Raw genomic sequence first — 16,432 nt, forward strand, 5'->3', positions numbered from 1 at the left:
GGAGAGCTGGTCGACCATGGTGTTGATGGTCGACTTCAGCTCCAGGATCTCGCCCTGCGCGTCGACCGTGATCTTCTGACTCAGGTCGCCGTTGGCCACGGCCGTCGTCACCTGGGCGATGTTCCGCACCTGGGACGTCAGGTTCGACGCCATGAAGTTGACGTTGTCGGTGAGGTCCTTCCAGACCCCGGACACCCCGCGCACCTGGGCCCGGCCGCCCAACTGCCCCTCGGTGCCGACCTCGCGGGCCACCCGGGTCACCTCGTCGGCGAAGGCGGAGAGCTGGTCGACCATCGTGTTCACGGTCAGCTTCAGTTCGAGCAGCTCGCCCGTCGCCTCGACCGTGACCGTACGGGTCAGGTCGCCGCGGGCCACCGCCGTGGTCACCAGGGCGATGTCCCGGACCTGGGCGGTCAGCCGGGAGGCCATGGTGTTGACCGCCTCGGTCACATCGCGCCAACTGCCCGAAAGCCCCGTCACCTTGGCCCGCCCGCCGAGCCGGCCCTCGGTGCCCACCTCACGGGCCACCCGGGTCACCTCGCCGGTGAACAGGGAGAGCTGGTCCACCATCTTGTTCACGGCCCGGCCAAGACGTCGCAGATCACCGCGCAGCTGCCGGTTGCCGTCGTGGAGGTCGACCCGCTGGGTCAGATCGCCGCCGGCCACCGCGTCCAGCACCCGGGTCGCGTTGGCCGCCGGGACCACCAGGGCGTCCAGCAGCTGGTTCACGTCGTTGACCCGGGAGGTCCACGTGCCCTGCCCCGGGCTGGGGGAGAGCCGTTCGTCGAGCCGGCCGTGCCGCACCAGCTCCCGCTTCACGCGGTTGACCTCACCGGTGAAGTGGACGTTGCGGTCCACCAACTGGTTGAAGACAGCCGTCAGTTCGGCCACGATCCCGTCCCCGGACTCCGGCATCCGGCGGAAGACCCCGTCGCGGGCAGCGGTCATCGCGGCGAGCAGGGGACGCAGATCCGATGCTCGGATCCGGTCGGCGTACGGTCCTTCTTCGAGCACAGGCGTACCACTGTTCTCACTCATGGCGGCCCACTTCGGTAACTCGGCGCTTATGGGCGCGGCCAGTCTGTCACTCTGTCCGCATTGACCGAGGTGTATTCGTCCGAACTGCTCCGGGAGACGGACATGGGGGCCATTCCTGCGCAACGGGAGTCCGTTGCCCATGCGTCCGATCCGCCCGCGCGGGGCGGCGAAGGCGCGCTCCCGCACGTCCACGCCGCCTTCCCCGGCGGCCCGCTCGCCCCGGGCTCGGCGCGGGCCCTGTTACGGGCGGCGGTCGCCGAATGGGCCGAACTCGCCCTGCCCGGGACCGAGTTCCTCAGCGAGCGACTGGGCGACGACGCCGTGGTCGTGGTCAGCGAGCTCGTCACCAACGCCGTCGTGCACGCGGGCACCGACATCGAGGTGGACTGCCGCCTGGAGGCGCACACCGGCGCCCTCGTCGTGGAGGTCCTCGACCACCACCCCTCTCGCGCCCCTCGCGACGGCGACCCCGAACCCTCGTACGGAACGGCGGAGTACGGGCGCGGACTGCGCCTGGTCGCCGCCCTCGCCGAGACCTGGGGCATCACCTACCGCACCGGCGCCAAGACCGTGTGGGCGCAGCTGCCGCCGGGAGGGAAGGACGCCCTCGACGGGCTCCAGGCGTACGCCGGGGAGAAGGCGCGCGAGCGGGGGCTGCGGGTCGCCGGGATACTCACCCCGGAACCACCCCCGAACCAGGCCCCGGCCCCGGTGCCGCCCGCCTCCCACGGTGAGCCGGACCGGGACTGGCTCGATCGCGGTGCCCTCTCCTTCCTCGCCGAGGCCTCCGACCTGCTCGCCGGGCAGCTCGACGAGAACCTGGTCGCCGCGCTCGCCGGCCAGCTGATCGTGCCGCGGCTGGCCGACTGGTGCGCGGTGTGGCTGGAGGACGAGGTCGCCGGCCGCTGGGGCGCACCCCGCCCGGGCGGGAACGGGACGGGCCGGGGTGAGGGCGCCGTGTCCGGGCCCCGGCTGGCCCGCGTGTGGCACTGCTCCGAGACCAGGATCGAGGACCTGCGGCACGCGCTGGACAAGGAGCCACCGGGCCCGTCGGGGCCGGACCACTCCGGGCCCGTGCCGTTCCCCTGGCCCGGCGGGGCCCTGGGCCCGCACGGCACCCACGGCTCCGCGCTCGCCTACCGCCTCACCGCCGGTGCCCGCCCGCTGGGCACCCTGGTCATCGGCAGGGCCGGGCTGATCTCCTTCCCCGACGAGATCACCGGGCTCGTCGAGGACCTCAGCCGCCGGATCGCCCTCGCCATCGGCGCGGCCCGCCAGTACGCGCGCCAGGCCACCATCAGCGCGGTCCTCCAGCGCGGTCTGCTGCCCGGCGCGGTCGCCGAGATCCCCGGGATGCGCAGCGCCCTGGTGTACGAGCCGTATGACAAGGGCGGCCCCAGCGGCGACTTCTACGACCTCTTCCCGGCCGGCGACGGCCGCTGGTGCTTCGCCGTCGGCGACGTCCAGGGCAAGGGCCCCGAGGCCGCCGTGGTGATCGGTCTCGCCCGGCCCTGGCTCCGGCTGCTGGCCCGTGAGGGCTACCGCGTAGCCGACGTCCTGGACCGCCTCAACCAGCTGCTCCTCGACGACGCCACAGAGGTCGCGGACGCCGCCGCACGAGCCCTGGCGGCCGCGGGCGGACGACCCGTGCACCCCGGTGACGGCCCGCAGAACCGCTTCCTCTCCCTCCTGTACGGCGAACTCGCACCCTTCGACGGCGGCGTGCGCTGCACCCTCGCCTCCGCCGGACATCCGCTGCCGCTGCTGCTCGGGTCGGACGGTGAGGTCCGTACGGTCGCGCGGCCGCAGACCCTGCTCGGGGTCGTCGAGGACGAGACGTACACCAGTGAGACCTTCGAGCTGCGGCCCGGCGACAGCCTGCTGTGCGTCACCGACGGGGTGACCGAGCGGCGCAGCGGCCCCCGGCAGTTCGACGACGAGGACGGGCTCGCGGAGGCGCTCGCCGGGTGCGCGGGGCTGGACGCCGAGCTGATCGCGGAGCGGATCAAACGGCTGGTGCACGAGTTCGGGGCACGGCCGCCGGAGGACGATCTGGCGCTGCTGGTGCTGCAGGCGGAGTAGGTGTCCGCGGGGTGCTGGACAATGGAGGACATGCCTTCCGCACTCCCCGACGGCGAACCCGTCCCCGACGACGGCTCACTGCCCGCGTCCGCGCTCACCGGGTCCGCCGACCGCCCTCTCGGCTTCTACCTGCACGTTCCGTACTGCGCGACCCGCTGCGGCTACTGCGACTTCAACACCTACACCGCGACCGAGCTGCGCGGTTCGGGCGGCGTGCTGGCCTCCCGCGACAACTACGCGGACACACTGGTCGACGAGATCCGCCTGGCCCGCAAGGTGCTGGGCGACGACCCGCGCCCGGTCCGTACGGTGTTCGTCGGGGGCGGTACGCCGACCCTGCTGGCCGCCGGGGATCTCGTACGGATGCTGGGGGCGATCCGTGACGAGTTCGGGCTGGCCCCGGACGCCGAGGTGACCACCGAGGCGAACCCGGAGTCGGTGGACCCGGCGTATCTGGCGGCGCTGCGCGAGGGCGGCTTCAACCGGGTGTCCTTCGGGATGCAGAGCGCGAAGCAGCACGTACTGAAGGTGCTGGACCGCACGCATACGCCGGGGCGGCCCGAGGCGTGCGTGGCGGAGGCCCGCGCGGCGGGCTTCTCGCACGTGAACCTCGACCTGATCTACGGCACTCCCGGCGAGTCCGACGACGACTGGCGGGCGTCCCTGGAGGCGGCGATCGGCGCGGGCCCCGACCATGTGTCGGCGTACGCGCTGATCGTCGAGGAGGGCACGCAACTGGCCCGTCGTATCCGCCGGGGCGAGGTGCCGATGACGGACGACGACGTGCACGCGGACCGCTACCTGATCGCGGACTCGGTCCTGGCGGAGGCCGGGTTCGACTGGTACGAGGTCTCGAACTGGGCCACCTCCGAGGCGGGCCGCTGCCTGCACAACGAGCTGTACTGGCGGGGCGCCGACTGGTGGGGCGCCGGACCCGGGGCGCACTCGCACGTGGGCGGGGTGCGGTGGTGGAACGTGAAGCATCCGGGCGCGTACGCGGCGGCGCTGGCCTCCGGGAAGCCGCCGGGGGCGGGCCGTGAGCTGCTCTCGGAGGAGGACCGGCGGGTCGAGCGGATCCTGCTGGAGCTGCGGCTGCGGGAGGGGGCGCCGTTGTCGCTGCTGCGGGAGGAGGGTCTGGCCGCTTCTCGGCGGGCGCTGGGGGAGGGGCTGCTTGAGGGTGTTCCTTACGAGGAGGGGCGGGCCGTACTGACGCTTCCGGGTCGGCTGCTGGCGGATGCGGTGGTCAGGGACCTGGTGGACTGATCACTCGGCGGGGTGAATCGGTGCGGAACGCCGGTTCGGTCCCTAATCTGGTTCGTAGGCTGCCGCCAAAAGTACGCGGCGGATGTGGAGGGCCACGGAGATGACCGCTGTGGACGAGCGTGGGATGACCAAGTATTTCGAGGAGCTTGAGCCTCCCGAGGGCGTCAAGGTCGAGCTTCTCCGGGGGGAAATCGTGATGATGGCCAGCCCTGATCTTGTGCACAACATGATCATCGAAGATGTGCTGGACCAGATTCCACGTAAGCGATGGTCGCGCCTGCAGACCCAGGACGTCGACATTCTTGATGAAGCCAGTGAGCCAGTACCGGACCTGGTAGTCCTTGAGCGGGAAGTCATGCCCGGGTCGGGACGGCTGTTGCCGTGCAGTCTGATCACGATGGTCGTCGAGGTGGTCTCCAAGACCAGCGTCCAGCGAGACTATGAAATCAAGCGCTCGATCTACGCCGCCGGCATGGTGCCTGCCTACCTCATCGTCGACCCGATCATGGCGCAGTGCGTCCTGCTGACGAGGCCCTCTGGAAAGGGAGAGAACGCCGACTACCAACGCCAGCAGCTCACCAAGTTCGGGGCGCCGCTGCCGTTGGAGGAGCTGGGGATCGATATGGACACCAGTGAGTTCGGAACGTTTCCCGGTGTCAGGCCCCACCGCTACCCGTGACGAAGTCGATCAGTTCCTCCACCCGCCCCAGCAGCTCCGGCTCCAGGTCCCGGTAGGAGCCCACCCGCTTCAGGATCGCCTGCCACACCGCGCCCGTGTTCTCCGAGGGCCAGCCCAGGGCCCTGCACACGCCCGTCTTCCAGTCCTGGCCGCGCGGTACCCGTGGCCACGCCTCGATGCCCAGGGCCGACGGCTTCACCGCCTCCCAGATGTCGATGTACGGGTGGCCGACGACCAGGGCGTGTTCGCTGGTCACCGACGCGGCGATACGGGACTCCTTGCTGCCCGGCACCAGGTGGTCCACCAGGACGCCGAGCCGGGCGTCCGGGCCCGGCGCGAATTCGGCCACGATCGCCGGCAGATCGTCCACACCTTCCAGGTACTCCACGACCACGCCCTCGATGCGCAGGTCGTCGCCCCAGACCTTCTCCACCAGTTCCGCGTCGTGGCGGCCCTCGACGTAGATACGGCCGGCGCGGGCCACGCGTGCGCGTGCGCCGGGGACGGCCACCGACCCGGACGCGGTACGGGAGGGCCGTACGGGACCGCTCGCAGGCGGCTTCACCAGCGTCACCACCCGGCCCTCCAGGAGGAAACCGCGAGGCTCCAGCGGGAACACCCGGTGCTTGCCGAAGCGGTCCTCCAGAGTGACCGTGCCCGCCTCGCAGCCGATCACCGCGCCGCAGAAGCCGGTGCCCGGCTCCTCGACCACCAGACCGGGCTCGGCGGGCACCTCCGGCACCGGCTTGGGCTTCTTCCACGGAGGGGTCAGGTCGGCGGAGTACTGGCGCATTCGGATGACGATAGGAGAACCGGCCCGGGGATCACTACGACACGCCGAAACGCGCCGCCAGCGCGTCCCGCTGCGCCCGTACGAACGCCGCGTCCACCACCGCTCCGTGACCGGGCACGTACAGCGCGTCCTCGCCGCCCAGCTCCAGCAGCCGGTCAAGCGCGGCGGGCCAGTGCGCCGGTACGGCGTCCGGGCCCGCCTGCGGTTCGCCCGACTCCTCGACCAGATCGCCGCAGAAGACGACCTCCGGGGCGCCGGGGACGAGGACGGCGAGGTCGTGGGCCGTGTGGCCGGGGCCGACGTTCGCCAGCAGGACCTGGCGGCCGTCGCCGAGGTCGAGCGTCCACTCGCCCGAGACGTGATGCCGGGGCGAGACGAGGGCGTCCACCGCCTCGTCGGCCACCGCCGGGTCCAGTCCGTTGCGCACCGCGTCCGCCCGCAGTTCCGCGCGGCCGCGCCGCCCCGCAAGCACCGTCTCCACGCCCACCGCGCCGAACACCTCCGCCCCCGCGAACGCCGCCGCCCCGAGGACATGGTCGAAGTGGGGGTGGGTGAGCGCGAGATGGGTCACACGGTGGCCGGCCAGTTCCTCGGCCTGCGCACGCAGCCGGGCGCCCTCCGCGAGGCCCGAGCCCGCGTCCACCAACAGGGCCGTGCCCACGCCGATCACCAGGCCCGCCGTACAGTCCCAGCCGGGCAGCCGGCACCGTCCCACCCCGGCCGCGACCCGCTCCCACCCGAGCTCTTCCCAAGTCACCGTCATACCGCGACGCTAGCCGTACAACCGGTCCCGCCAGGACCAGCCTTGCCCGAGGACTACCCCACCGCCGTACACTGGCCGGGGGACGCTGGCACTCGGACGGACAGAGTGCCAGGCAAGGCGCCAAGGGAACGACTTCTGGAGGTGTGCGCGATGCTGAGTGAACGCAGGCTTCAGGTGTTGCGCGCCATCGTCCAGGACTATGTCGGCACCGAGGAGCCGGTCGGGTCCAAGGCCCTGACCGAGCGGCACAACCTCGGAGTCTCCCCGGCGACCGTCCGCAACGACATGGCGGTCCTGGAGGACGAGGGGTTCATCGCCCAGCCGCACACCAGCGCCGGGCGGATCCCCACCGACAAGGGCTACCGGCTGTTCGTCGACAAACTGGCGGGCGTCAAGCCCATGACCGCGCCCGAGCGGCGCGCGATCCAGAACTTCCTCGACGGCGCCGTGGACCTCGACGACGTCGTGGCACGCACCGTGCGGCTGCTCGCGCAGCTCACGCGGCAGGTCGCCGTCGTGCAGTACCCGTCCCTCACCCGCTCGACCGTGCGGCACGTGGAACTGCTCTCGCTCGCCCCCGCGCGCGTGATGCTCGTGCTGATCACGGACACCGGCAGGGTCGAGCAGCGCATGGTCGACTGCCCGGCCCCCTTCGGCGAGGCCTCGCTCGCCGATCTGAGGGCGCGGCTCAACAGCCGGATCGCCGGGCGGCGGTTCGCGGATGTGCCGCAACTGGTCGAGGACCTGCCCGAAGGCTTCGACGTCGAGGACCGGGGTACGGTCTCGACAGTGCTCTCCACTCTCCTGGAGACGCTCGTCGAGGAGAACGAGGAGCGGCTGATGATCGGCGGCACCGCGAATCTCACCCGCTTCGGACATGACTTTCCCCTCACTATCCGGCCCGTCCTTGAGGCGCTGGAGGAGCAGGTCGTGCTCCTCAAGCTCCTTGGCGAGGCCGGGGATTCGGGCATGACCGTACGCATCGGTCACGAGAACGCCTACGAGGGACTCAACTCAACTTCAGTGGTGTCGGTCGGCTACGGTTCGGGCAACGAGGCAGTCGCCAAGCTCGGCGTGGTCGGACCGACCCGCATGGATTACCCGGGAACGATGGGAGCGGTACGCGCAGTGGCACGGTACGTCGGACAGATCCTGGCGGAGTCGTAAGTGGCCACGGACTACTACGCCGTTCTCGGCGTGCGCCGCGACGCGTCGCAGGATGAGATCAAGAAGGCGTTCCGTCGGCTCGCGCGCGAGCTGCACCCGGACGTCAACCCGGATCCCAAGACCCAGGAGCGGTTCAAGGAGATCAACGCCGCCTACGAGGTGTTGTCGGACCCGCAGAAGAAGCAGGTCTACGACCTCGGCGGCGACCCGCTCTCGCAGGCCGGCGGTGGCGCGGGCGGCTTCGGCGCCGGTGGGTTCGGGAACTTCTCGGACATCATGGACGCGTTCTTCGGTACGGCGTCGCAGCGCGGTCCGCGCTCGCGCACCCGGCGCGGCCAGGACGCGATGATCCGGCTGGAGATCGAGCTCGACGAGGCGGCCTTCGGCACCACGAAGGACATCCAGGTCGACACGGCGATCGTCTGCACCACCTGCAGCGGTGAGGGCGCGGCGCCCGGCACCTCCGCGCAGACGTGTGACATGTGCCGCGGTCGCGGCGAGGTGTCGCAGGTCACCCGGTCCTTCCTGGGCCAGGTCATGACGTCCCGCCCGTGCCCGCAGTGCCAGGGCTTCGGCACCGTGGTCCCGACCCCGTGCCCGGAGTGCGCCGGCGACGGCCGGGTCCGCTCGCGCCGCACGCTCACCGTGAAGATCCCGGCCGGTGTCGACAACGGCACGCGGATCCAGCTCGCGGGCGAGGGCGAGGTCGGTCCCGGCGGCGGCCCCGCCGGTGACCTCTACGTCGAGATCCACGAACTCCCGCACTCGCAGTTCCAGCGCCGGGGGGACGACCTGCACTGCACGGTCACGCTCCCGATGACGGCGGCCTCCCTCGGCACGAAGGTCCCGCTGGAGACCCTCGACGGCCTGGAGGAGGTCGACATCCGGCCCGGCACCCAGTCCGGCCAGTCGATCCCCCTGCACAGCCGGGGCGTCACCCACCTGCGCGGCGGCGGCCGGGGCGACCTCATCGTCCACGTCGAGGTCCAGACCCCGACCAAGCTGGACCCCGAGCAGGAACGCCTGCTCCGCGAGCTGGCCAAGCTCCGCGGCGAGGAACGGCCCACGGGGCAGTTCCAGCCGGGGCAGCAGGGGCTGTTCAGTCGGTTGAAGGACGCGTTCAACGGGCGTGCGTGAGCTGTCGAGGGATGCCCTCGACAGCCGTACGTGAGCTGTCCAAGGGCCGATTCGGACTTGTTCGGAGGACGTGACAACATGCCGTCATGTCCTCCGCACTGACCGATCTCTTCCCTCATCCGATCGTGCAGGCCCCCATGGCGGGCGGCGTCTCCGTGCCGCGGCTCGCCGCCGCCGTGTCCGATGCGGGCGGGCTCGGATTCCTCGCCGCCGGGTACAAGACGGCCGACGGGTTGTACCAGGAGATCAAGCAGCTGCGCGGGCTGACCGGACGCCCCTTCGGCGTCAACCTCTTCCTGCCGCAGCCGGAGTACGCCGACCCCGCCGCCGTCGAGGTCTACGCCCACCAGCTGGCCGGCGAGGCCACCTGGTACGACACCGAGCTCGGCGACCGCGACAGCGGCCGGGACGACGGGTACGACGCCAAGCTCGCCGTACTCCTGGACAACCCCGTGCCGGTGGCCTCCTTCCACTTCGGCATTCCGAGCAGCGAGGCACTGGAGTCGCTGCGCCGCGCCGGCACCTTCACCCTCGTCACCGCGACCACGCCCGAAGAGGCCCTCGCCGTGCAGTACGCGGGCGCCGACGCGGTGATCGCGCAGGGCGTGGAGGCGGGCGGTCACCAGGGCACCCACCGCGACCTCCCCGAGCAGGACGGCTCCGGCCTCGGACTCCTCTCCCTGGTCGCCCAGGTCCGGGAGACGGTCACCCTCCCGATCGTCGCCGCGGGCGGCATCATGCGCGGAAGCCAGATCGCCGCCGTCCTCGCCGCGGGCGCGTGCGCGGCCCAGCTCGGCACGGCGTTCCTCGCCAGCCACGAGTCCGGCGCCCACGACGTGCACAAGCAGGCGCTGACCAACCCCCTCTACGTCCGCACCGAGCTGACCCGCGCCTTCTCCGGCAGACCGGCCCGTGGCCTGGTCAACCGCTTCCTGCGCGAGCACGGCCCGTACGCGCCCGCCGCCTACCCCGAGGTCCACCACCTCACCGCCCCGCTCCGCAAGGCCGCCGCCAAGGCCAAGGACGCCCAGGGCATGGCGCTGTGGGCGGGCCAGGGCCACCGGATGGCACGAGACCTGCCCGCGGGGCAGCTCGTGGAGATACTCGCGGCCGAACTCGACGCAGCGAGGACAGCGTTGTCGGGCAAGGGGGACCTGCGATGACCGCACCCGTGTTCGTGGTCGAGAACTTCGACGCGGGCGTCGGCGGACGGTACGTCCTCGACGGCCCCGAAGGCCGCCACGCCGTCTCCGTGAAGCGGCTCAAGGCCGGCGAGGACGTCATCCTCACCGACGGCGCCGGACGCCGGGCCGACTGCGTGGTGCTCGTCGCCGAGGGCAAGGACCGGCTGATCGTCCAGCTGGACTCGGTCAGCGAGGAACCCCCGCCGCAGCCCCGCATCACCGTCGTCCAGGCCCTGCCCAAGGGCGACCGCGGGGAACTCGCCGTCGAGACCATGACCGAGGTCGGCGTCGACGCCATCGTGCCCTGGCAGGCGGCCCGCTGCATCACCCAGTGGAAGGGCGAGCGGGGCCTGAAGGCGCTCGGCAAGTGGCGGGCCACCGCCCGTGAGGCCGGCAAGCAGTCCCGCCGGGTCCGCTTCCCCGAGGTCGCGGACGCGGCAAGCACCAAGCAGGTTGCCGCACTTCTCGCCAAAGCCGACTTCGCCGCCGTACTCCACTCCGACTTCGAACGCGGCAGCGAGCCACTGGCCACCGCCCAACTCCCCGACGAGGGCGAGATCGTGCTGGTCGTCGGCCCCGAAGGAGGCGTCGCCAAGGACGAGTTGGCGCTCTTCGAGGAGGCCGGTGCACGGGCCTATGTCCTCGGGCCCACCGTGCTGCGCACCTCGACCGCCGGAACCGCGGCGACCGCTCTGCTCCTCGGCCGCACCGGCCGCTGGTCCTGACCCCTGGAAGGACGGCTGTGGAACTCGCGCAAGTACGCCTGCTCGTCACCGACTTCGCCGCCTGCTACCGCTTCTACGCCGAGGTACTCGGCCTCAAGCCCCAGTCGGGGGCGACGGAAGGGCCGTACGAGAAGTTCAGCCCCGCCACCGGCTCGGCTGGCATCGCGCTGCAGGACCGGTCGATGATGGCGGCGGTCCTCGGCGAACTGGGCGACACGGCCACCGGCCACCGCTCCCTGGTCGTGCTGCGCGTCGACGACCTGGACACCTACTGCGAGCAGATCGCCGCCCGCGGCGCCACCCTGCTGCACGGCCCGTCCCCGATGACGGAACGCATGCGCGTCGCCCACCTCAAGGACCCGGAGGGGAACCTGGTGGAACTCCAGGAGTGGCTGCTGCTGCGCACCTGAGTACCGCGAACCCGACCGGCGCACAGGTGGCCGTATGCGCCCTACCGTCCGGGGCGGGACGGTGGCAGGCTGCCCTTCATGGTGGCGTTGAGACGGAACGGGCGTCGGCCGCGCGGGGTGCGAGCGGCGGGTGTGGCCGGGGGTGTGGTGCTGGCCGTGGGCGGGGTCGCCGCCTGCGATCCGACCGGCGTGGTCAGCTCCGCGACCGTGTCGTACACCACCGACCAGCTGGCCACCAAGGAGCTGAACCGGCAGAAGGCCGACGTGAGTTGGCTGACCTGCACGGCCTCGTACGACAACGGCGACCGGACGCCGAGTGCCAGCGCGAACACCGTCGCCACCGTCGACTGCGACGGCAAGACGCGGGACGGCAAGGACATCACCGTCAAGGGCAAGGTGACCCGGACCGTCAGCGGCGCGTGTGTGCGCGGGAACCTCACCGCCACCGTCGGCGGCAGGCAGTGGTTCCACGTCGACGGGCTCGGCGACTGCAACGCCACGCCCACCCCGCCGGTCAACAACCCGCGGCAGCCCGGCCCGACCGTCACCGTGACCGTCACGAAGACCATCTGGTGCCAGAACGACCCGCAGTGCTGGCCCGACGGCAAGTGATCGAAACCTCTGTGCACGGGCACCGCCCGTGCATAGGGTGATCGGGTGACACAGCCTGCGACGTCTGCATATCTCCGGTTTCCGCACCTGCGGGGCGAGTTGGTGGCCTTCACCGCCGAGGACGAGGTGTGGCTCGCGCCGCTCGACGGCGGGCGCGCCTGGCGGGTCAGCGCGGACAACGTGCCGGTCACCCACCCCCGTATCTCGCCCGACGGCACCACCGTCGCCTGGACGTCCGCCCGCGACGGCGCCCCCGAGGTGCACATCGCCCCGGTCGACGGCGGACCGGCCAGGAGGCTGACCCACTGGGGCAGCGCGCGCACCCAGGTGCGCGGCTGGACCCCGGACGGCGAGGTCCTCGCGATCACCACTCACGGCCAGGCGAGCCTGCGCCGCAGCTGGGCCCGCACCGTCCCGCTCGACGGCGGACCCGGCACCACCCTGCCGTTCGGTCCCGTCGGCCATGTCGCCCACGGACCGGCGACCGTGATCCTCTCCGCGCCCATGGGCCGCGAGGCCGCCTGGTGGAAGCGGTACCGGGGCGGTACGGCGGGGAAGTTGTGGATCGACCGGGACGGCGACGGCGAGTTCGTACGGCTGCACGAGGAGTTGGACGGAAACCTCGAGTACCCCGTGTGGGCGGGCGACCGGATCGCCTTCCTCTCCGACCACGAGGGCACCGGTGCCGTCTACTCCTCCCTCGCCGACGGCTCCGACCTGCGCCGGCACACCCCCCTCGACGGCTACTACGCCCGGCACGCGGCGGGCGACGGCACCCGCGTCGTCTACACCTCGGCCGGCGAGCTGTGGATCCTCGACGACCTCGACGGCGCCGAACCGCGCCGCCTGGAGGTCCGGCTCGGCGGACAGCGCGCCGACCGGCAGCCGTTCCCCGTGGACGCCTCCCGCTGGTTCGGCTCCGCCGCCCCCGACCACACCGCACGCGGCAGCGCGGTCGCGGTGCGCGGCGCCGTCCACTGGGTCACCCACCGCTTGGGCCCGGCCCGTGTGCTGGCAGCCGAATCCGGCGTCCGGGCCCGGCTGCCGCGCACCTTCCGCACCGAGGGCGAGGAGTGGGTGGTGTGGGTGACGGACGCGGAGGGCGACGACGCCCTGGAGTTCGCGCCCGCCACCGGCCTCGCCCCCGGCGCCACCCCGCGCCGCCTCGCCGCCGGACAGCTCGGCCGGGTCCTGGGCCTGGCCATGGCCCCCGACGGCAGCCGGGCCGCGGTCGCCGCGCACGACGGCCGCGTGCTGCTCGTCGAACGGGAGACCGGCGAGGTCCGCGAGGTCGACCGCAGCGAGGACGGCGACGTACGGGGACTGACCTTCTCGCCCGACTCGGCCTGGCTCGCCTGGTCGCACCCAGGGCCCGCCCCGCTCTGCCAGCTCCGCCTCGCCAACACCACCGACCTGTCGGTCACCGAGGCGACCCCGCTGCGCTTCCAGGACTACGCCCCCGCCTTCACCCTCGACGGCAAGCACCTGGCGTTCCTCTCCAACCGCTCCTTCGACCCGGTCTACGACGAGCACGTCTTCGACCTGGCCTTCGTGGTCGGCGACCGCCCGCACCTGATCACCCTGGCCGCGACCACCCCGTCCCCGTTCGGCCCGCAGCGGCACGGCCGCCCCTTCGAGGCCCCGGACAAGGACGAGACCCCCGACAGCGAGGGCACCCCGGCCACCCGTATCGACCTCGAGGGCCTCGCCGACCGGATCGTGCCCTTCCCGGTGGAGGCCGGCCGCTACTCCAACCTCCGCGCGGCCAAGGACGGCGTCCTGTGGCTCCGGCACCCCGTCCAGGGCGTCCTCGGCTCCTCCCGGGCCACCCCCGACGACCCCGACCCCAAGACCGACCTCCAGCGCTACGACCTCGCCCAGCAGCGCCTCGAACACCTCGCCGCCGACGCCGACCACTTCGCCGTCAGCGGCGACGGCAAGCGGGTCCTGCTGTGGACCGACGGCCGCCTGAAGGTCGTACCGAGCGACCGCCGCGCATCGAGCGACGACGACAGCGACACGAACATCTCCGTCGACCTCGGCCGCGTCCGGCAGACCGTCGACCCGTCGGCCGAGTGGCGGCAGATGTACGAGGAGACCGGCCGCATCATGCGGGACCACTTCTGGCGGCCCGACATGAGCGGTGTCGACTGGAACGGCGTCCTGGACCGCTACCGCCCGGTCCTGGACCGCCTGGCCACCCACGACGACCTCGTCGACCTGCTGTGGGAGGTGCACGGCGAACTCGGCACCTCCCACGCCTACGTCACCCCCCGCGGCGGCCACGGCCACGGCCCCCGGCAGGGCCTGCTCGGCGCGGACATCTCCCGCCACGACGACGGCCCCCAGGGATCGGCCCAGTGGCGCATCGACCGCATCCTGCCGACCGAGACCTCCGACCCCGACGCCCGCTCCCCGCTCGCCGCACCCGGTGTCGCGGTCCGCGCCGGGGACGCGATCGTCGCGGTCGGCGGCCGGCCGGTCGACCCGGTCACCGGCCCCGGCCCGCTCCTGGTCGGCACGGCCGGCCGGCCGATCGAGCTCACCATCTCCCCGTCCGGCGGCGGCGACCTGCGCCATGCCGTGGTCGTACCCGTCTCCGACGAGGAGCCCCTGCGCTACCACGCGTGGGTCGCCGACCGCCGTGCCTACGTCCACGAGAAGTCCGGCGGACGGCTCGGGTATCTGCACGTGCCGGACATGCAGGCTCCGGGCTGGGCGCAGATCCACCGCGATCTGCGCGTCGAGGTGGCCCGCGAGGGTCTGGTGGTCGACGTGCGCGAGAACCGCGGCGGCCACACCTCCCAGCTCGTCGTCGAGAAGCTGGCCCGCCGGATCGTCGGCTGGGCGGTACCGCGCGGGATGACTCCGTACAGCTACCCGCGGGACGCGCCGAGGGGCCCGGTCGTCGCCGTGGCCAACGAGTTCTCCGGTTCCGACGGCGACATCGTCAACGCGGCGATCAAGGCGCTGGGCATCGGCCCGGTCGTCGGCACCCGCACGTGGGGCGGGGTCATCGGGATCGACAGCCGCTACCGCCTGGTCGACGGCACGCTGATCACCCAGCCGAAGTACGCGTTCTGGCTGGAGGGCTACGAGTGGGGCGTCGAGAACCACGGGGTCGACCCGGACGTGGAGGTCGTGCAGCGGCCGCAGGACTACGCGGCGGGCAGGGACGCCCAGCTGGACGAGGCGGTGCGGATCGCTCTCGAGGCATTGGCGGACAGTCCTGCCAAGATTCCGCCGACGCTGCCTGACTAAGATGCCCACAAGATCCGAGGCGAAAGGAACACCATGCCAGGGGAACCCCAGGGCGACTGCCTGTTCTGCAAGATCGTCGAAGGCCAGATCCCGGCCACGATCGTCCGGGAGACAGACACCACCGTCGCCTTCAGGGACATCAACCCCCAGGCCCCCACCCACGTCCTCGTCATCCCCAAGGCCCACCACGAGAACGCCGCCGTCCTCGCCACCGCCGCCCCGGAACTGGCCGCGGACGTCCTGCGGGAGACCCAGGCCGTCGCGGAGCAGGAAAAGCTGGAGAGCTACCGCACCGTCTTCAACACGGGCGCCGGCGCCGGACAGACGGTCTGGCACGCCCACGCCCATGTGATCGGCGGCCGCGGCCTCCACTGGCCCCCCGGATAACTCCTCGTGTCCGTACGTGAATTGGTCGTCCTCGGCACCGCCAGCCAGGTCCCCACGAGGCACCGCAACCACAACGGCTACCTGCTGCGCTGGGACGGCGAGGGCCTCCTCTTCGACCCCGGCGAGGGCACCCAGCGCCAGATGCTGCGCGCCGGGGTCGCCGCCCACGACCTCCACCGGATCTGTGTCACCCACTTCCACGGCGACCACTCCCTCGGCCTCGCGGGCGTGATCCAGCGCATCAACCTCGACCGGGTCCCGCACCAGGTCACCGCCCACTACCCGAAGTCGGGCCAGCGCTTCTTCGACCGCCTGCGCTACGCGACGGCGTACCGGGAGACGGTCCAGCTCACCGAGGCGCCGGTCGCGGCCGACGGGGTCCTCGCGCGGACCGCCGGCTACACGCTTGAGGCCCGCCGGCTCTCCCACCCCGTCGAGTCCTACGGCTACCGCCTCACGGAACCCGACGGCCGCCGCATGCTCCCCGACCGCCTCGCCGCGCACGGCATCAAGGGACCCGACGTCGGACGGCTCCAGCGGGAGGGCTCCCTCAACGGCGTCTCCCTCGACGACGTCAGCGAGGTCCGCCGGGGCCAGCGCTTCGCGTTCGTCATGGACACCCGCCTGTGCGACGGCGTCCACGCCCTCGCGGACGGCTGCGACCTGCTCGTCATCGAGTCGACCTTCCTCGACGAGGACGAGCGACTGGCAGTGGAGCACGGCCACCTGACCGCCGGTCAGGCCGCGACGGCCGCCCGGGACGCCGGCGTACGGCATCTCGTGCTCACCCACTTCAGCCAGCGCTACTCCGAGCCGGCGGAGTTCGAACGGCAGGCGCGGGCGGCCGGGTACGAGGGCGAGCTGACCGTGGCCCACGACCTCCTGAGGGTGCCAGTTCCGAAACGGCGGTAAAGCGGCCGTACGATGCTTT

At 72.1% G+C, this 16,432-nt stretch carries 15 protein-coding genes; 12 read left to right on the top strand and 3 right to left on the bottom strand.

Translation table 11 applies throughout. The features are described from left to right. Window positions 1-1,038, bottom strand: a 1,038-nt coding sequence (locus tag ACFVYN_RS02845) for a HAMP domain-containing protein (protein ID WP_389991490.1), incomplete at its 3' end; no start/stop codon positions are given. 102 nt (window positions 1,039-1,140) lie between these two features. Between ACFVYN_RS02845 and ACFVYN_RS02850 the strand changes: the two genes are divergently transcribed. The 3 genes from ACFVYN_RS02850 (at window position 1,141) to ACFVYN_RS02860 (ending at window position 5,062) form a co-directional block, all read left to right on the top strand. Continuing rightward, entirely contained in the window at window positions 1,141-3,120 is a 1,980-nt protein-coding gene (locus tag ACFVYN_RS02850; RefSeq protein ID WP_389991493.1) for a SpoIIE family protein phosphatase, read from the top strand. Between the two features lie 30 nt (window positions 3,121-3,150). Beyond that, window positions 3,151-4,383 (top strand): radical SAM family heme chaperone HemW, encoded by a 1,233-nt coding sequence (gene hemW, locus ACFVYN_RS02855; RefSeq protein ID WP_389991495.1) that lies wholly within the window; start codon window positions 3,151-3,153, stop codon window positions 4,381-4,383. Between the two features lie 100 nt (window positions 4,384-4,483). Next, window positions 4,484-5,062 carry a Uma2 family endonuclease gene (locus ACFVYN_RS02860; RefSeq protein WP_389991498.1) on the top strand — a complete coding sequence of 193 codons (579 nt, stop codon included), beginning with the start codon at window positions 4,484-4,486 and terminating at the stop codon, window positions 5,060-5,062. Here the strand turns inward: ACFVYN_RS02860 and ACFVYN_RS02865 are convergent. Then, on the bottom strand, window positions 5,040-5,855 hold the full coding sequence (locus ACFVYN_RS02865) for a DUF3097 domain-containing protein (RefSeq protein WP_389991501.1): 816 nt from the start codon (window positions 5,853-5,855) through the stop codon (window positions 5,040-5,042). The two genes, ACFVYN_RS02860 and ACFVYN_RS02865, sit on opposite strands and share 23 nt — an antisense overlap. Before the next feature lie 34 nt (window positions 5,856-5,889). Then, window positions 5,890-6,618: an MBL fold metallo-hydrolase gene (locus ACFVYN_RS02870; protein ID WP_389991504.1), complete on the bottom strand. Its 729-nt coding sequence runs from the start codon at window positions 6,616-6,618 to the stop codon at window positions 5,890-5,892. A 150-nt stretch (window positions 6,619-6,768) separates the two neighbouring features. On the opposite strand from ACFVYN_RS02870, the gene hrcA reads away from it, so the two are divergent. From hrcA to ACFVYN_RS02915, 9 genes are all read left to right on the top strand, one after another. Continuing rightward, window positions 6,769-7,785 (top strand): heat-inducible transcriptional repressor HrcA, encoded by a 1,017-nt coding sequence (hrcA, locus tag ACFVYN_RS02875; protein ID WP_352383839.1) that lies wholly within the window; start codon window positions 6,769-6,771, stop codon window positions 7,783-7,785. Further along, complete coding sequence (dnaJ, locus tag ACFVYN_RS02880) at window positions 7,786-8,922, top strand: molecular chaperone DnaJ (protein ID WP_389991507.1); 1,137 nt, start codon at window positions 7,786-7,788, stop codon at window positions 8,920-8,922. A gap of 86 nt (window positions 8,923-9,008) precedes the next feature. Beyond that, complete coding sequence (locus ACFVYN_RS02885) at window positions 9,009-10,085, top strand: nitronate monooxygenase (RefSeq protein ID WP_389991510.1); 1,077 nt, start codon at window positions 9,009-9,011, stop codon at window positions 10,083-10,085. Beyond that, window positions 10,082-10,831 (top strand): 16S rRNA (uracil(1498)-N(3))-methyltransferase, encoded by a 750-nt coding sequence (locus ACFVYN_RS02890; protein ID WP_389991512.1) that lies wholly within the window; start codon window positions 10,082-10,084, stop codon window positions 10,829-10,831. Before ACFVYN_RS02885 ends, ACFVYN_RS02890 begins: the two co-directional genes overlap by 4 nt. A gap of 17 nt (window positions 10,832-10,848) precedes the next feature. Next, window positions 10,849-11,241, top strand: coding sequence for a VOC family protein (locus ACFVYN_RS02895; protein WP_389991515.1), 393 nt, complete (start codon window positions 10,849-10,851; stop codon window positions 11,239-11,241). A 78-nt stretch (window positions 11,242-11,319) separates the two neighbouring features. Continuing rightward, a complete protein-coding gene (locus ACFVYN_RS02900) occupies window positions 11,320-11,853 on the top strand; it encodes a hypothetical protein (RefSeq protein WP_389991518.1) in 534 nt (177 codons plus the stop codon). Between the two features lie 45 nt (window positions 11,854-11,898). Then, window positions 11,899-15,114, top strand: coding sequence for a S41 family peptidase (locus ACFVYN_RS02905; RefSeq protein ID WP_389991521.1), 3,216 nt, complete (start codon window positions 11,899-11,901; stop codon window positions 15,112-15,114). A 33-nt stretch (window positions 15,115-15,147) separates the two neighbouring features. Next, entirely contained in the window at window positions 15,148-15,501 is a 354-nt protein-coding gene (locus ACFVYN_RS02910) for a histidine triad nucleotide-binding protein (RefSeq protein WP_389991523.1), read from the top strand. Window positions 15,502-15,507: 6 nt separating this feature from the next. Then, window positions 15,508-16,413, top strand: a complete 906-nt coding sequence (locus ACFVYN_RS02915; RefSeq protein WP_389991526.1) for a ribonuclease Z — start codon at window positions 15,508-15,510, stop codon at window positions 16,411-16,413. Window positions 16,414-16,432: the final 19 nt, after the last annotated feature.

Source organism: Streptomyces sp. NPDC058307, assembly GCF_042880295.1.
Classification (GTDB): domain Bacteria; phylum Actinomycetota; class Actinomycetes; order Streptomycetales; family Streptomycetaceae; genus Streptomyces.